Annotated in this window: 14 protein-coding genes; 7 read left to right on the forward strand and 7 right to left on the reverse strand. The window is 68.0% G+C overall.

What is annotated here, in order from left to right; genetic code table 11:
* Position 1: 1 nt before the first annotated feature.
* The 4 genes from ffh to KHB019_RS02730 are packed head-to-tail and all read right to left on the reverse strand — an operon-like array spanning position 2 to position 3,346.
* Entirely contained in the window at positions 2 to 1,552 is a 1,551-nt protein-coding gene (gene ffh, locus KHB019_RS02715; protein WP_337458035.1) for a signal recognition particle protein, read from the reverse strand.
* A 13-nt stretch (positions 1,553 to 1,565) separates the two neighbouring features.
* The gene (locus KHB019_RS02720) at positions 1,566 to 2,072 is read right to left on the reverse strand and encodes an RNA polymerase sigma factor (protein ID WP_337458036.1); all 507 of its coding nucleotides are present in this window, start codon (positions 2,070 to 2,072) and stop codon (positions 1,566 to 1,568) included.
* On the reverse strand, positions 2,069 to 2,722 hold the full coding sequence (locus KHB019_RS02725) for a hypothetical protein (RefSeq protein WP_337458037.1): 654 nt from the start codon (positions 2,720 to 2,722) through the stop codon (positions 2,069 to 2,071). The genes KHB019_RS02720 and KHB019_RS02725 overlap by 4 nt, the downstream gene beginning before the upstream one ends.
* Before the next feature lie 36 nt (positions 2,723 to 2,758).
* Positions 2,759 to 3,346: a TetR/AcrR family transcriptional regulator gene (locus KHB019_RS02730; RefSeq protein WP_337458038.1), complete on the reverse strand. Its 588-nt coding sequence runs from the start codon at positions 3,344 to 3,346 to the stop codon at positions 2,759 to 2,761.
* Between the two features lie 188 nt (positions 3,347 to 3,534).
* Here KHB019_RS02730 and lipB point away from each other — a divergent pair, with 188 nt between their 5' ends.
* From lipB to KHB019_RS02750, 4 genes are read left to right on the forward strand one after another with little or no spacing between them, the layout of a single operon-like run.
* Positions 3,535 to 4,206: a lipoyl(octanoyl) transferase LipB gene (gene lipB / locus KHB019_RS02735; protein ID WP_325471484.1), complete on the forward strand. Its 672-nt coding sequence runs from the start codon at positions 3,535 to 3,537 to the stop codon at positions 4,204 to 4,206.
* Positions 4,203 to 5,195 (forward strand): lipoyl synthase, encoded by a 993-nt coding sequence (gene lipA, locus KHB019_RS02740; protein WP_325471483.1) that lies wholly within the window; start codon positions 4,203 to 4,205, stop codon positions 5,193 to 5,195. The genes lipB and lipA overlap by 4 nt, the downstream gene beginning before the upstream one ends.
* Positions 5,196 to 5,252: 57 nt before the next feature.
* Positions 5,253 to 7,676, forward strand: coding sequence for a hypothetical protein (locus KHB019_RS02745; RefSeq protein ID WP_337458039.1), 2,424 nt, complete (start codon positions 5,253 to 5,255; stop codon positions 7,674 to 7,676).
* Positions 7,673 to 8,371, forward strand: a complete 699-nt coding sequence (locus KHB019_RS02750; protein WP_337458040.1) for a GNAT family N-acetyltransferase — start codon at positions 7,673 to 7,675, stop codon at positions 8,369 to 8,371. The genes KHB019_RS02745 and KHB019_RS02750 overlap by 4 nt, the downstream gene beginning before the upstream one ends.
* A 13-nt stretch (positions 8,372 to 8,384) precedes the next feature.
* Here the strand turns inward: KHB019_RS02750 and KHB019_RS02755 are convergent, their stop codons facing one another.
* From KHB019_RS02755 to smc, 3 genes are read right to left on the reverse strand one after another with little or no spacing between them, the layout of a single operon-like run.
* Positions 8,385 to 8,885: a DUF2004 domain-containing protein gene (locus tag KHB019_RS02755; protein ID WP_230103313.1), complete on the reverse strand. Its 501-nt coding sequence runs from the start codon at positions 8,883 to 8,885 to the stop codon at positions 8,385 to 8,387.
* 21 nt (positions 8,886 to 8,906) lie between these two features.
* A complete protein-coding gene (gene ftsY, locus KHB019_RS02760) occupies positions 8,907 to 9,782 on the reverse strand; it encodes a signal recognition particle-docking protein FtsY (RefSeq protein WP_230103314.1) in 876 nt (291 codons plus the stop codon).
* A gap of 53 nt (positions 9,783 to 9,835) precedes the next feature.
* Positions 9,836 to 13,387, reverse strand: a complete 3,552-nt coding sequence (gene smc / locus KHB019_RS02765) for a chromosome segregation protein SMC (protein WP_337458041.1) — start codon at positions 13,385 to 13,387, stop codon at positions 9,836 to 9,838.
* Between the two features lie 506 nt (positions 13,388 to 13,893).
* On the opposite strand from smc, the gene KHB019_RS02770 reads away from it, so the two are divergent.
* The 3 genes from KHB019_RS02770 to KHB019_RS02780 are packed head-to-tail and all read left to right on the forward strand — an operon-like array spanning position 13,894 to position 16,386.
* On the forward strand, positions 13,894 to 14,196 hold the full coding sequence (locus tag KHB019_RS02770; RefSeq protein ID WP_230103316.1) for a hypothetical protein: 303 nt from the start codon (positions 13,894 to 13,896) through the stop codon (positions 14,194 to 14,196).
* Between the two features lie 13 nt (positions 14,197 to 14,209).
* Positions 14,210 to 15,298, forward strand: coding sequence for a GNAT family N-acetyltransferase (locus KHB019_RS02775; RefSeq protein ID WP_230103317.1), 1,089 nt, complete (start codon positions 14,210 to 14,212; stop codon positions 15,296 to 15,298).
* Entirely contained in the window at positions 15,295 to 16,386 is a 1,092-nt protein-coding gene (locus KHB019_RS02780) for a GNAT family N-acetyltransferase (RefSeq protein WP_230103318.1), read from the forward strand. Before KHB019_RS02775 ends, KHB019_RS02780 begins: the two co-directional genes overlap by 4 nt.
* Positions 16,387 to 16,491 lie beyond the last annotated feature (105 nt).

Genomic DNA, 16,491 nt, shown 5'->3' on the forward strand with positions numbered 1-16,491 from the left:
CTCAGCCCTTGCCGAAGAGCTTCTGGATCTCGGCGAGATCGGCCTCGCTGGGGGCCTTCTGACCGCCGAGGCCGAAGCCGGAGCCCGTCGAAGGGCCGGTCGGGACTCCAGCGTTCTCCGCTGCGCGCTTCGCCGGGTTGCCCGAGCGCGAGCCGCCGGACGACTTCCCCTTCTTGCCGCGCTTTGTTGAGGCGCCAGGGCGTCCCATGCCGGGTACCGGGCCCATGCCCGGGATGTTCGGGGTTCCACCGCGCGCGACGGTCTTCATCATCTTGGCTGCCTGGTCGAAGCGCTGCACAAGCTGGTTGACGTCGGTGACCGTCATGCCGGAGCCCTTGGCGATGCGCAGGCGACGCGAGCCGTTGAGCACCTTGGGGTTGCGCCGCTCCCCCGGCGTCATCGAGCGGATGATCGCCTCTGTGCGGTCGATCTCGCGCTCGTCGAAGTCATCGAGCTGCTGCTTCATCTGGCCCATGCCCGGCAGCATCCCGAGCATCTTCTTCATCGACCCCATCTTCTTCATCTGCTGAAGCTGGTCGAGGAAGTCCTCGAGGGTGAAGGCCTCGTTCGCGAGCTTCTCGGCGACCTTCTGCGCCTCCTCCTCGTCGAACGCCTGCTGGGCCTGCTCGATGAGGGTGAGGATGTCGCCGAGGTCGAGGATGCGGCTCGCCATGCGGTCGGGGTGGAACGGCTCGAGGTCGTCCAGCCCCTCGCCGGTCGAGGCGAAGATGATCGGGCGCCCGGTGACGGACGCCACGGAAAGCGCCGCACCACCACGCGCATCGCCGTCGAGCTTGGACAGCACGACACCGGTGAAGTCGACGCCCTCCTGGAACGCCTTGGCCGTGTTCACGGCATCCTGACCGATCATCGCGTCGATGACGAACAGGACCTCGTCGGGGTTGACCGCCTTGCGGATGTCGGATGCCTGCTTCATGAGCTCGGCGTCGACGCCGAGGCGCCCGGCGGTGTCGATGATGACGACGTCGTGCTGCTGACGACGTGCGTGCTCGACGCCGTCGCGGGACACCTTGACCGGGTCGCCGACGCCGTTGCCCGGCTCAGGGGCGAAGATCGTTGCGCCGGCCTGCTGCGCGACGACCTGCAGCTGGTTCACGGCGTTCGGGCGCTGGAGGTCCGCAGCGACGAGGAGCGGGGTGTGGCCGTCCTTCTCGAGCTGCTTGGCGAGCTTGCCGGCGAACGTCGTCTTACCCGAGCCCTGGAGGCCTGCAAGCATGATGACGGTCGGCGGGGTCTTGGCGAACTCCAGGCGGCGCTGTTCGCCGCCGAGGATGCCGACGAGCTCTTCATTGACGATCTGAACGACCTGCTGCGCAGGGTTGAGCGCCTTGTTGACCTCGTCGCCGAGGGCGCGCTCGCGCACCTTCGCGGTGAAGTCCTTCACGACGGCGAGTGCGACGTCGGCGTCGAGGAGCGCGCGACGGATCTCGCGGACGGTGCCGTCGACGTCGGCGGCGGTGAGCTTTCCCTTCGTGCGCAGGTTGCGGAAGGTCTCGGTGAGCCGATCGGAGAGCGTGCCAAATGTAGCCATGGTGCTCTCGATTCTACGCGAGCGGCGCCTCCAGGCTCAGCGCGGCGCGAAGCTGTTCCCTGGCCTTCTGATAACGCCCGCGGGCGGTGGATGCCGGGATGCCGAGCAGCTCGGCCGCATCGGCCAGGCTGAGCCGGTCCCAGTGCACGAGCCGGACGAGTTCTGCGAGCTCGGGGTCGAGCCGGGCGATGGCGTCACGCACGTCGGCGCCTTCGTCGGCTGCCGGCGCCGTGGCGCCCTCGCGAACGCGTCCGCGGATGCGATCGGCCAGGGCCCAGCGGCGGCGCTCCCCTCTGGTGTGATTCTGCAGCGTGCCGCGGGCGATGCCGAACAGCCACATGCGAGCGCGCTCCGGGTCGGCGGGCAGGTCCTTCACCCTGCGCCAGGCGACGACCATGGTCTCGCCGAGAAGGTCGGGCGCATCGTCGGCGTTCGTTCGGCGAGAGAGGTAGGCCAGGAGATCGGCGGCATTGCTCTCGAACGCTCCGACCAGTGCCCGGCTCTCAGGCTCACGCCTCATTCGGCGGCACCCGTTCCGTCCCAGTCCTCGCCCTCGCAGTGGAGCTGGCTGTGGGAATCGGTCCCGGCAAGCGCTCCGCTGTCGTAGCCGTGCATCTTCAACTCCATGTGCAGCGCCTCCGAGAGCGCCTGCTCGTGGGCAGTCCATGCCTCAAGGTCCGGCAGCCGCGGGTCCGCGCTGTTCTCGGCGTCCCGGCTGTCCGCCATCACCGCCAGGTACTTCGCGACGAAGGGCTCGGCCGCGGCCTCGACGTCGGTGTTCGCGAACCACTCGTCCACGACGCGGTTCACGTCACCCTGGATCAATGGCTTGTGGGTGTCGAATCCGCTGAAACGGATCTCGCACTCACCCCACGTCGGTGAGGTGTAGGCATAGCTCCGGTCGGGATTCTCCAAGCCGTCGCCCCAGAGCCAGTCCGAAGACGCCGTCGCGACCCCCGCTCCTCCGGCCATGAGAATCGCCAGCACACCCGTGATGACTGCGGCCCGCTTGGCCCGCGGGGCGACGCGAACCTCCTTACGAGCGTCCGTGACCATCGCGAGCACGTCGCGATCGTCGACCGTCGCCGCCGGCGGTGCGGCAGCATCCAGCAGATCATCCAGAGCATCCCTGGTCATGAGTTCCTCCTCGTCGGGGGTGGGTTCACTCATGACGTGTCCGGCAGCGGCGATTTCGTCCGCGGCGCGTCAGATCTTCCACGGCAGGTCGTGGATGCCGCCCAGCGCCTCCTGCGCGAGTGACTCCGGCGTGCCGTGCCCTGCCCCGCGCTCCGCCCAGACACGCAGCGCCGACAGAACAGCGGTCGCGTGGGCCGCACCGAGGATGTCGGCGGGGATCGCAGCGATTCCGCTGCGGCGCGCGGCCTGCGAGATTCCGTCGGCGAGTCGCGCGCTGCGCAGCCCGGTGTCGCGGACCAGCTCCTCCTCCAGCCCCATCGCGCTCGCATTGCGCAGCGCGAGTGCGAGCGGGTCTGGGGCGAAGTCGTGCACGACGTGCAGCAGGATCCCGCGCACCGGATCGGCGCCGGCTGCCGCACCCAGCGCGGTGAGCGCCTCGAGCGCCTGATCGATCCGTGCGTCGAGCCCCGACCACAGCACATCGCTCTTCGAGGAGAAGTAGTTGAAGAAGCTCGATCGGCTCACCCCGGCTCGCCGAGTGATGTCGGCGACGGAGGTCGCCTCGTACCCCTGCTCGAGGAACAGCTCGCACGCTGCCTCGGCGAGCGTCTCGCGCGACGACGCGCGAGGGCGTCCTGGGCGCGGCTCGTTTCTCACGCATTCACCGTATCGCGCCGGCGTCCGCAGGAAGCGACGGCGATGGAAGAACAGTTTTCCGGCTTCGCACGCGTCGGAAGGCACGATTTCCTTCTCGCATCGCTGGCACTCCGCGTCGCATGGGCGTCGACGAGTCACCTCGTCGAGGGGTATTGTTAGACAGCATCCAATAACCCGGGAAGGCGATCATGCTCGACATTCTCACCGCGGGACTCGCACCGCGGTTCGTCCCGTATGTGGACGGCTGGGAGCTGCAGCGCAACGTCCACCACGACGTGGCCTTCGGCAGCCGCCCAGACACGCTCATCCTTCTCGAGCACGAGGCCGTTTACACCGCAGGCAAGCGCACCGAGCCGCAGGAGCGGCCGCAAGACGGCACTCCCGTCGTCGACGTGGATCGCGGCGGCAAGATCACCTGGCACGGTCCGGGACAGCTTGTCGGGTACCCGATCGTGCGTCTGCCGGAGCCGATGGACGTCGTCGCGCATGTTCGCCGGCTCGAGCGCGTGCTCATCGAGATCCTCCGCCCGCTGGGCGTCGCCGGCTATCAGGTCGAGGGGCGCAGCGGCGTGTGGGTGCGCCGGCCGCTCAGCGAGGACAAGATCGCCGCGATCGGCGTACGAGTGCAGAACGGCGTGACCATGCACGGCTTCGCCATCAACTGCGACAACACGCTTTCCGGGTTCCGCGGGATCATCCCCTGCGGCATCACGGATGCCGGCGTCACGACCATCAGCGAGGTCGTGGGCCGTGACGTCTCCCCCGCTGACATCGTGGATGCCGTCGCCGAAGCCTTCGTCGACGAACACGCGGATGCCGAGTCCGTGCCGACTGCCCAGTACGAAGGAGTTTCCGCGTGAGCGCCGCTGCCCCCGAGGGCCGGAAGCTCCTGCGCCTCGAAGTCCGCAACGCCGAGACGCCGATCGAGCGCAAGCCGGAGTGGATCAAGACGAAGGCGAAGATGGGCCCGGAGTACCAGGCCCTGCACTCGTTGGTGAAGGACGAGGGCCTGCACACCGTCTGCCAGGAGGCCGGCTGCCCGAACATCTTCGAGTGCTGGGAGGACCGCGAGGCGACCTTCCTCATCGGCGGCTCGCAGTGCACGCGTCGCTGCGACTTCTGCCAGATCGACACCGGCAAGCCCGATGCGTACGACACCGACGAGCCGCGCCGCGTCGCCGAGAGCGTCACCCGGATGGGTCTGAGGTACGCGACCGTCACGAGCGTCGCCCGCGACGACCTCCCCGACACCGGCGCATGGCTGAACGCCGAGACAGTGCGCCGCATCCACGCCGAGAACCCGAACACCGGCGTCGAGCTGCTCGCGAACGAGCACAACGGCGACCCGGAGTTCCTGGGTCAGATCTTCGACGCTCGGCCCGAGGTTTTCGCGCACAACGTCGAGACCGTGCCGCGCATCTTCAAGCGCATCCGCCCGGCGTTCAAGTACGAGCGGTCGCTGGATGTCATCACGCAGGGGCACGCAGCCGGACTCATCACCAAGTCCAATCTCATCCTCGGCATGGGCGAAGAGCCCGAAGAGGTCGTGCAGGCACTCAATGACCTGCACGAGGCCGGCTGCGACATCATCACGATCACGCAGTACCTTCGCCCGACGCCGCGGCACCTGCCGGTGGCCCGCTGGGTGAAGCCCGCCGAGTTCGTCGAGTTCAAGGAGGAGGCCGAGCGCATCGGGTTCCTCGGCGTTCTCGCCGGCCCGCTCGTGCGCTCGTCGTACCGTGCCGGGCGCCTGTGGGCGCAGTCGATGATCTCGAAGGGGCGCGAGATCCCGCCGCACCTGGCACACATCGCCGAGGGCGCGGACCTGGGTTTCGCGCAGGCCGTCTGAAATTCCTCGCTTGCTCTCGCCGCGACCCCTACACTGGTCCGCATCGAGAGGAGCCTCGTGGACCGCGACGACCCGACGTCGCCGGCATCCGTCTTCGCATCCGTCGACGTCGACGCGGATGCTGCCCGGCAGTGGATCGCTGACGGCCTCACACGGCAGGCCGAGCTCGGCGAACGCCACGCGTTGAGCGCGAGTCAGCGCGCCGATCTGACTCACCTGCTCAGCGGCACGTGGTGGGAGGCGATCTTCGAGAGCGAGGGCGACGCCGACGAAGAGCCGCGCGCGCTGCTCGAACGCGCGCTGCCGCCGGTCGTCCGCGCCGCCGACCGGCTTCCGGCCGGCGGACTGGTCCTCTCCCTGTACCTGCGCAACCTCGTCAACAGCGCGTGGGCGCTCACGTGGGACCACGAGACGCTCGCACTCGCCATTCGCGTCGCGTGCGCGGCCGCCGCCGCCGCGCGGAAGCGCCGCGCCGATCCGCTGTGCACGCTCGGCTGGCACCTGCTGGAGTTCCTGCTGCTGGAGTTCCGCGTCGAATCCGCTCTGCTGGCGGGCCGGCTCGACATCGTGGACCGAGCGGCGGACGATGCAGTGGACGCTGCGGCCGTCATCGTCGAAGCCGTCCGAGCTCTGACGATCGACGACGCGGATGAGCACGCCAGGCGAGGGCACGGTGTTCTCGAGGCCGAGGCGTCCAACGAGCTGGCCTATTACCGCACGGTCCGCGACGGCGCCCGCCTCGCACAGAGGATGCTGGAGGGCTTCGTCGGCGACGCTGACGAAGAGCTCGAACGCTTGCGCGTCCGCGTCGCGACCACTCCGTTCAACCCCGTCGACGCCAGCGAACTGCGCGGTCATCTGACGGCCATCGGGACGGTATGCGTCTCTCAAGATCGCGACCGCCTCCACATCGACGAGGGGCGCGTGCGCTTCATATACCCGTTCGGGGTGCGCAGTCGTCACCATCAGACACACATCGAGATCACGGAATCACTCGTCCTCGCTGCGCAGCGAAGACGAGCCGACGGCGGGACGATCGGCGGCGTGCCGATCAAGGGGGTGCGCCGACGTCTCGATCTGAGCGACGTGTGGCAGGGAACGGACAGCTTCGGGCGCGGCTATCGCGGTGCGACGATCGAGCTCGGCGACATCCGGGTCGAGCATCCGGGTAACGATCGAACGCCGCAGATCATCAGAACGCGTGTCCAGCTGTCTCATCTGGGAAACAATGCGATCATCTTCGAGATCGATCTGGCCGACCATGCGGCGCACCACGTGGCCGAGACCGTCCATCTCGCGACGCCTTCCTTCGGCGATCTCAGGGAGATTCCAGAACTGCTGCGCATGCGCAGCGACGCCGGCGACCTGGCCGGGCTGCCCCAGCTCGTCGACGATCTCCTCGACGACATCGGCGCACTCGATCCGGAGGCGACGGTCGCCGCACGCGAAGGATCGTTCGGCGTGATCACCAGTGTGCTCGCAGCGTCGAGGGTCCGTGGGCGCACACGGACGGCGCTCACGAGCGCTGGCGAGCTCCTCGATGTGTGGGGAAACCAGCCGCTCATCCACCCGTTGCCGAGCGGCGCAGCCAGCATCGCCGACTGGACGATGTACGACCTCGACGGCATCCACACCTGGTCTCTCCTGCATCTGAACAGCGAGATCCTCGCCTCCAACAGCAACGTCTCGCTGCTCGCGAGTCTCGGATCTCCGGATTTCGCCGTTCAGGACATCGAGAGCTTTCTGGAGTTCGCACACAGCATGCACGGCATGTACCAGGGCTGGCAGGACACGATCCGCTACTTCGCCGAGCAGATCGCTCAGTTGCTGCGCGATGCGGAACTGCTTCTGTCCCGTGCCGAGTCGACGCCGGACTCGGCCGACGCGCGCGCAGGCGCCATCGGCGAGCTGAACGAACTCGTGAACCGCGTCGAGCGCACCGAGTTGGCGCTGCAATCGTTCGTGCAGTCGAACGAGGCGATCATGCTGTTCATCGAGTCGCCGACGATCGTGACCTCTCCCCCGCTGCGAGTCGACCTCGACACCGTCCTGAGATCGAACGGCTACACCCGACTTCGGGACGGCTTCACCCGGGCGGTGCACGATGTGCTCGGTACGAGGCTGCAGCCGCTTCTCGAAGTCGTGCACCGGCGCATGGAACAGGCCTTCGCCGCGGAGCAGGCGCTGCAGGTGCGCGAGCAGCGCGAGCACCAGGCGGCGATGGAGGAGTTGCGCGAGGCGCGCGAGCGGCGCAACTCACGGCTGCTCGAGCTGCTCGGGGCCGTATTCGCCGTCGTTGGGTTCGCCGGTCTCGCCTCGGTGCTCCAGGCCGGGCATCCGGAATGGGGCGCCGATGAGGCGTGGATGCTGTTCGCCGCAGTGCTCGGCCTGGCAGCGCTAACGGGTGCGGTGCTCGCCGCTGTCACGCGTGCCGGCCGCCGCAGCCGCCGCGGCAGCAGACCCCGAGACGAGCCCGGATGAGCATGCGCATCGAACCGACAGCGGATGCGCGCGTGCTCGAGACTGTCTATCTCGAGATCCTCGAGCCGAGTTTTCCCGCGAAGGAGCTCACCCCGCGCGCCGCGTTCCTCGAGCAGGTGCGGGATGGTGATCTCGATGCGCTTGTCGCCCGTACGGACGGCGCAGTGTGCGGGGCGATCGTCGGCGAACGCGTCGGATCGACCGTCCTCATCGCCTGGCTCGCTGTGACAACGAACCGGCGCGACCGCGGCGTCGGTTCAGCGCTCCTGGCTGCCGGGATCGAGCGCTGGTCGGCATCACCGGACGTAGACCTCGTACTGGCGGAGATCGAGCGGCCCGACATGCATCCCGCGGACACCGCGTTCGGCGACCCGTATCGACGCATCGAGTTCTACGCACGACACGGAGCGGCCGCACTCGTCATGCCCTACTATCAGCCGCCCATCTCCGAGGGGATGCCCCGGGTTCGCGGCCTCATCCTCGCACTCGTCGCCTCGGCCACCCGCGCACCCGTCCCACGGATGCTCGACGCCGCCGAAGCGGAAGCCCTTCGGGGCTACCTGCTGGAGACGTTCGGCCCCGCGCATCGCGCGCATCGCGGCGATGACGAGACGGTGCGCATACACGCCGCAGCCGGCGCCGCTGATGGCATCCGCGTCATCGCCCTGAACGACTACGAAGAGATTCCGGTCTGAGCACGCCTCAGCGTCAGTCGGCGCTCATCACCGACTGGACGGTGCCGTCCGAGGCGAGATTCACCAGCAGCACTTCGTCTGTGTCATCCGCATCGAGGGCGTACTCGAGGACGGCGAAGGGTTCGCTGCCGCCGTGCTCGTCGGCCAGGATCGTCATGCTCATCAGGCGGAGCGAGCGGATGATGTCGACGGCTGCGTCTCCGCTGACATCGATCAGCAGGTCAGGCAGATCCTCGCCGTAGGCCTCCTGCTGCTGCAGGATGAACTCGGTCACCTCACTCGTGCGATCGTCGACCTCGGCGAGCATGCCGCGGCGTGCCGTCGCATCCACGTTCTCGATCCCGGAGATCAGCGCGGCGGCGATGTCGAGGGCGTCGGGCGAGATGTCGTCCTGGTCCGGCGCGGTGAGGTCGACAGTCACCGTCTGGTCGCCGAGATCCACCGTCTCGCTCCAGAAGATCGATCCGTCCGGCCCCGAGGACAGGAGCCCGAAGTAGTCGTGTTCGATCGCCATAACGCTATGAAACCAGTCCGATCACTGCCCGACAAGGGATGCCACGAAGACATGCGGTGTGAATCCGGTGAGGTCGTCGATCCCCTCTCCCTGACCGAGGAGCTTCACCGGGATGCCGGTGCGCTCCTGCACCGCGAGAACGAAGCCGCCCTTGGCGGAACCATCGAGTTTTGTGATCACCAGACCGGTGACGCCGGCATGCTCGAGGAACGCCTCCGCCTGCATGACACCGTTCTGACCTGTGGTGGCATCGAGAACCAGCAGCACCTCGCTGATCGGTGCCTGCTTCTCGATCACGCGGCGGATTTTGGACAGCTCGTCCATCAGCCCGCCCTTGGTGTGCAAGCGGCCGGCGGTGTCGATGATCGCGATCTCGATGCCTTCACGCTGGGCGAATTCGATGGTCTGGTAGGCGACGGATGCCGGATCCTGGCCCTCCTGCTGCGGCCGGACGATGGCGGCTCCCCCGCGCTGCGCCCACGTGGCGAGCTGATCGACCGCCGCTGCACGGAACGTGTCCGCTGCACCGACGACGACGCTGCGCTGGTAACCGCGCAGGAACTTCGTGAACTTGCCGATCGTCGTGGTCTTGCCGACTCCGTTCACGCCCACGACGAGCACCACGGCCGGACGCTCGGTGAGTTTGAGCGTGGTGTCGAACTTCGCGAAATGCTCTTCGAGGGTCTCCCGCAGCATCCGCTGCAGATCCTTCGGATCGGTCGTGCGGTAGCGCTCGACCTTGTCTCGCAGCTCATCGACGATGCGCTCAGTGATATCGGGCCCGAAATCAGCGGTGATCAGAGCTGTCTCGAGGTCCTCCCACGTCGTCTCATCGATCGTGGGTTTGACGAACATGCCGCGCAGCGCGCGGCCGAGGGACCAGGACTTCTCCGCCATGCCTCCAGCCTATGCGGTGCCGGCCCCGTGCAGTTGCGGCGGACGCCGGATGCTCAGCTCGCGGCGGCGGCGCGATCGCCCACGCGCTGTCCGACCACAGCGGAGACGCCGTCCTGGCGCATCGAGACGCCGTACAGGGCGTCAGCGATCTCCATCGTGCGCTTCTGGTGGGTGATCACCAGCAGCTGCGAGCTCTCACGAAGCTGCTCGAACACGCTGAGAAGACGACCGAGGTTGGCGTCGTCCAGGGCCGCCTCGACCTCGTCGAGGATGTAGAACGGGCTCGGCCGCGCTTTGAAGATCGCTACCAGCAGCGCGACAGCCGCCAGCGACCTCTCGCCGCCGGAGAGCAGCGAGAGCCGCTCGATCTTCTTGCCGACGGGCCGGACCGACACCTCGATGCCTGTGGTGAGCATGTTGTCCGGATCGGTGAGCGAGATGCTGCCGGACCCGCCGGGGAACAGCAGCGGGAAGACCTCGCCGAACGCCTGCTTGGTGTCCTCGAACGCGCTCGCGAAGATCGTCTGCATGCGCTCGTCGAGGTCGGCGATGATCGTCAGCAGATCCTGCCTCGTCTGCGTGAGGTCGGCGAGCTGCTCGGTGAGGAACGCATGCCGCTGCTCGAGCGCGGCGAACTCCTCCAGAGCGAGCGGGTTCACGCGCCCCAGTTGCGAGAGCTTTCGCTCCGCCTCGGCGAGCCGACGCTCCTGCATGCGCCGGTCGTACGGGATCGCGGTGGGGTTGACGCCATCGATCGCGTCTGTGACCGGCTCGGCGAGCGGGTCGCGGGGAACGAGCTCATCCGGCCCATATTCCGCAATGAGAATATCTTCGTCGAGGGCCAGTTCGGATGCCACGCGCTCGAGCAGGCTCGTCAGGTGGAGCTTCTTCTCGTGGATCTGCAGCTCGAGGCCGTGCACGCTCTCAGTGAGGCCTGCGAGCCGTTCGCGCAGGGATGACTCCTGGGCACGGAGCGCCGTGAGCTCCTCGTTCTGCGCCGACCGCGCGCTCTCGGCACCGCTGAGTGCGACGCGCGCCTCGGTGACTGAACGATCCAGAGAATCCAGGATGCGGGGCAACTCAGCCGCGACCCCTGATGCCGCCTCCCGCTGCGCACGCCGGATCACAGCGCGACGTGCGGCCTCGGCAGCGGCATCCCGTTCCTGCTCGCGCTGACGCTCCAGGCCGGCGACCCGCGCCTGCGCCGCGCGCACCCGCTCGCGCAGTGTCTCGATCTCGAGGCGGGCGCGGACCTCGCCCTCGCGTGCACTCTCGAGCGCCTCGAGCAGACCATCGCGCGCCGAGGCATCGAGCACGGGGCGCGGTGTGGCCTCTGCCTGTTCGAGCTCGGCCGTCGCCGCTGCCGCAGCCGTCTCGGCATCCGAGACAGCAGCCTGGGCCTGGACGAGTCCGGTCTCGAGACGCTCGCACTCCGCGACTGCGGACTCATGCCGAACCGTCACACGGTTGACCTGCTCGGCGTGCGTCGCGAGCGCCGCGTCGTGCTCGCGCAGGGACCGAAGGGCGTCCTTCGCGTGTCGACGGGTGGTGTCGACACGCTCCGAGGCCTCTTCGCGCGCCTCCCGCAGCGAATCCACGATCACCCTCACCTCGGAGAGGCGCTCCTGCGCAGCATCGCGCTCGGCCGTCAGCTCGAGGCGTGAACGCTCTCCCCCGGCGCCCGTGCGCAGCGTCTGTGCCGTTATGACGTCTCCACCCGTCGTGACGATCGTGACGGCGGTGTCACCGAGCGCGTCCAGCGCGGTGCGTGCACGCCTGGCCGCATCGAGGTCGTCGGCGATGAGCACGTGCGAGAGCACGCCGAGCACGCCGTCCGGCGCGGTGACGACCGAGGCGGCAGGTGTGACACCTGCGACCTCTGGCAGATCCACCGAGCCGCGAAGCGCATCGGCGATCACGAAGTCCACGACGCCGCGCTTGTGCTCGACCGCCGAGGCGGCCAGTGCGTACGCGGCATCCGCATCATCGACGAGCACGCCCTCGGTGAGCGGCCCCAGCACGGCCGCGATCGCCGCCTCGAAGCCGGCGGTGACCTGCACCGCGTCGCCGACGAGACCCCGTACGCCGGTGGCTGCCGACTTCACGACCTCGGCGGCACCGCCGGAGAGCGACAGTGCGCTCGAAAGGGCCGATGCCTTAGCCGTGAGCGACTCGGCCTCGCGTTCGGCGGAGTGCAACCGCTCACGCAGCGCCTCCAGCTCGCCCTCCGCAGCCGTCGCGTTGCGCTGCGCGGTCTCATACGCCGCCGCGTGCTCGGCCGCGCTGCCCTCCGGCGCTTCGGCGTCCTCGAAGTGCTCGAGCGCCTCTGCGGCCTCACGACGACGCTCGTTCGCGGCTTCGAGCGCGTTCTCCTGGCGCACGACAGCGCCGCGTACGGCGGCCAGTGCGGATGCCGCGGCCTCGGCTGTCCCTCGCAACGCGCTCAAGCGCATGTCGTGCTGAGAGACGAGCGCGCTCTGCTCGGCGATGTCGACATCCAGGGTGTCGAGCTCGGCTCGTGCGCCGATGACCTCGCGGCTCGCCGCCGAGGCTGCGTCCTGCGCGTCGCCGAGTCCGGCGGATATCTCCGTGATCTGATCCTTGGCCTCGTCGATGGTCGCCTGCGTCACGGTCACTGATGCGACTGCAGCATCGTCCTCCTCGGAGCCGAGGAGCGCGAGCCGCTGATTGGCCAGCGTGTACAGGGACCGCATCCGCTCCTGGACCTGCTCGAGTCCGAACGCCACTCGCCGGGCCTCGTCGACGGCGGCCGAGTTCTGATCGGCCTCGAGCTTCGCGATCCCTGACCGGACGGTGTCGGACTGCTCCGTGAGCACGAGTCGCTCGGTGTGGCGCTCCTGTTCCGTACGCGCATGATCGGCGAGGGATGTCCGAAGCGCGACGACGTCATCCGCGAAGATCCTCGCCTTGGCATCGCGCACGACCGCGGCGATCGTCTGCGCCTCTCTGGCGATCTCGGCCTGCCGCCCCAGCGGCTTCAACTGGCGTCGGATCTCGCCCGCGAGGTCGCTGAGCCGGGTGAGGTTGGCCTCCATGGCGTCGAGCTTGCGGAGAGTCTTCTCCTTGCGCCGCCGGTGCTTCAGAATGCCGGCTGCTTCTTCGATGAACCCTCGACGGTCCTCCGGCGAGGCCTGCAGGACCGTGTCGAGCCGGCCCTGACCGACGATGACGTGCATCTCACGGCCGAGGCCCGAGTCGCTCAGCAGCTCCTGCACATCGAGCAGGCGGCAGTTGGATCCGTTGATCGCGTACTCGCTAGAACCGTTGCGGAACAGCGTGCGGCTGATGGTGACCTCTGCGAACTCGATCGGCAGCGCTCCATCGCTGTTGTCGATCGTCAACTGCACCTCGGCGCGACCGAGCGGGCCGCGAGTGGAGGTGCCGGCGAAGATGACGTCCTCCATCTTGCCGCCGCGAAGCGTCTTGGCGCCCTGCTCTCCCATGACCCAGGCGAGCGCATCGACGACGTTCGACTTTCCGGAGCCGTTCGGCCCGACGATGCAGGTGACTCCGGGCTCGAAGACGAACGTCGTGGGTTGCGCGAAGGACTTGAAGCCCTTGAGGGTCAGGCTCTTCAGATGCATGGGCGCACCGCCCGGGGAGCGAGAGGACGTCCAGCGAGAATCACGCGGCAACGCTATCGGAATTCCGCGGTTTCCCCGGCATCCCGCGCTGCGGGGAGCCGGATCCCTGAAGCGCACGACACGCCGATGGAGGAACAAATGCTTGACGCCCTGGCGGATCAGGCACTAACTTTGCAACCCGGATCGCTCACGAAAGGAGGACGCTCATGATTTCCACAATCAACACCGCAGCAGCTGCAGGCTTCGATACCGCGCACACTGTCGGCAAGGCGTCCTCGGCATTCGGCGTCCGTCGCAGCGCGCTCGCGTAGAACCGCAGCCAGAGGTCTCCGCCGATTCCGGCTGACCTCCACCGGTTCCGCAGCCCCGTGCATCCGTCGGTCTCTTCGACCGTCTGCATGCCCCAGGTGACCTCTCCATCCTTCGAGATCGCACCTGCGCCCCCGCCACCCGCGGGTCAGACGCATCACTCCTTCCGCACCGTTCGACAAGAAACGAGCACTCTCGTGAGTACCCAAACGCTGCTTCGCAGCACCGCCCACCCACCATGTCCGCAGGAACAGGAGATCCTCGAGATCGCCGTCCCCGCAGACCGAACCGAACTGGCCCTCACCGACCGGCTGTCGCTGCGTCTCGGTCTCTGGCTGATGCTGCGAACGCAGCGCCAGCGCCGCAACCGGAACACCACGATGAGCCGCGATGAGGCTCTGCGCCTGCTCAGCGCCCGCCGCAACGCGGGCATCGAACACTTCACCGACCGTGAGAGCCTCGCCATGCTCACGTACGACATGCAGCGCCACATGCTGTGACCCTGGAGTCCCGATGAGCATTCGACTGAACGAAACCGCGACGCTGCATCCGCTCGAGCTTCCCGCTCGGGCGGATGCAGCGCCCACCGATCTCGTCCGCACTTACGCCGACGTGCGCAACCGGTCCATCCGCGAAGTCAGCGGACGTTCCGACGAAGACATGAGTGCCGAGTCGCTGCTGCCCCTGCTCCGCTCGACTCCGGAGTTCACGCGGCGCCAGTGGTGCGTGCGGGACGGCGGAGACATGGTCGGCGTCGCGACTCTGAACATCATGGCCGACGCGGACGGGCGCACCGCGATCACCGTCATCAGCCTGCTGCGCAGCGCCTGGGGCCGCGGCATCGGCTCCGCCGTGCTGCCGCATATCGAGCGCGTGGCCAGGGATGCCGGTGTCGTCCGTCTTCTCGTCTGGGTCGAGCATCCGGCATCCGACGAACCGGCGCTCGCCGCGCCGACCGGATTCGGTGAGATCCCCCGCGACCACCACGCCCGCTTCCTGCTCCGGCACGGATTCTCGCTCGAGCAGGTCGAGCGGGTCAGTATGCTCACCTGGTCGGATGCCGTGGTCGACCGCATCCGCGCCGCACGAGCGGTCGCCGAGCAGAAGTCCGCCGGTTACCGCGTGGTGCAGTGGATGCTGCCGACGCCTGCCGAGCACGTCTCCGGGTACGCCTGGATGAAGGAGCACATGTCCACCGACGTCCCGGACGCCGACCTGGGCATGCCGCCGGAGAAGTGGGACGCCGAGCGGGTCGCCAGGCACGACGAGCGATATGCACAGCGCGGCACCACCGTGCTGGTCACAGCGGCCGAGCACATCGCCACCGGCGAACTGTGCGCATACAACGAACTGGCGATCGACACCGACCCCGGCGACACCTCGCATCAGGAAGACACGCTCGTGCTGGCATCCCATCGCGGTCACCGTCTGGGCATGCTCGTCAAGACCGCTGGGCTCCTCGCATGGCACGATCAGCATCCGGATTCACCCGGCGTTATCACCTACAACGCCGAGGAGAACCGTCCGATGCTCGACATCAACGAGGCCATCGGATTCGCGCCCATCTCGTACGAGGGCGCCTGGAAGAAGGAACTGCAATGACCGACACGACACTGGTCGATCTCGTCATCACCGACATGATCGTCCCCACCCGCGCCGACGCGTCCGATGGTGCGGAGTTCCGCGCCATGGTCGAACTCGGCAATCGCTCGGCGGAACTCGACGCCGGCATCGACGACCTCAGCGACACCCCGGAGCAGGTGCTCCCTGGGTGGCTCGATCAGACCGATCGCCTGCGCCGCGGCTTCATCGCACGACGCGGAGGCGAGATCGTGGGAGCGGCCGTGCTCACCACCGCGTCTGCTGCAGGGACGACCGCGGCCGAGCTCGAGCTCATGGTCGTCCCGCCGCACTGGCAGACCGGGGTCGGGAGGGCTCTTCTCGAGCGCACCGAGCAGGAGGCGAACGCACTGGGGCGCACCGTGCTGCACCTGTGGACCCTGCATCCGACGACGAGGACCGACGGGATGCTGTCACCGGCCACCGGGTGGGGCGAGGTGGCTCCGACGTCGCTGAGCGAACTCCTGGCAGCGAGCGGATACGCACTCGAGCAGGTGGAGCGCAACAGCGTGCTGCTGCTCGACGGCCCCCTCGAGATGGCAGAGCAGCGGCTCGCCGAGGCAACGGCGTTCGCCGGGCCGGAGTACCGCGTGGTCGCGTGGACCCTGCCCACGCCGCCGGAGTTCCGGAGCGGCTACGGCGGGGTCATCGCGCGGATGGCAACGGACGTGCCGAGCGGCGATCTCGAAATCGATGAGGAGGTCTGGGACGACGGGCGCGTGGCGCGTCGCGATGCGACGCTTCTCGCGGGCGGGCAGACGATGTCGGTCGCGGCCGTCATCCACGAGCCGACAGGAGACATGGTCGCATTCAACGAGCTTCTGATCGGCGCGGACAGAACCGGGGTCACGCACCAGTGGGGAACGCTCGTCACGAAGGAGCACCGAGGAAAGCGGCTCGGCACGATCGTGAAGTGCGCGAACCTGCTGCGCTGGCGCGATGTCGCCCCCGAGTCTCCCAAGATCTCGACGTTCAACGCAGAGGAGAACCGTCCGATGCTCGACATCAACGAGGCGATCGGCTTCGTGCCGGCGTCGTACGCCGGTGCGTGGCAGAAGCGTCTGCGCTGAGGCATGACCTGACCCTCGTGACCGGCCGTAGATCATCCTCTCGGTGTATCTTCGGCCGGTCATGTCGGTCGGCAGGCTGACGACGTCGACCCGGCGACTGACGAT

This window comes from Microbacterium sp. KHB019 (assembly GCF_037285405.1).
Classification (GTDB): Bacteria; Actinomycetota; Actinomycetes; order Actinomycetales; family Microbacteriaceae; genus Microbacterium.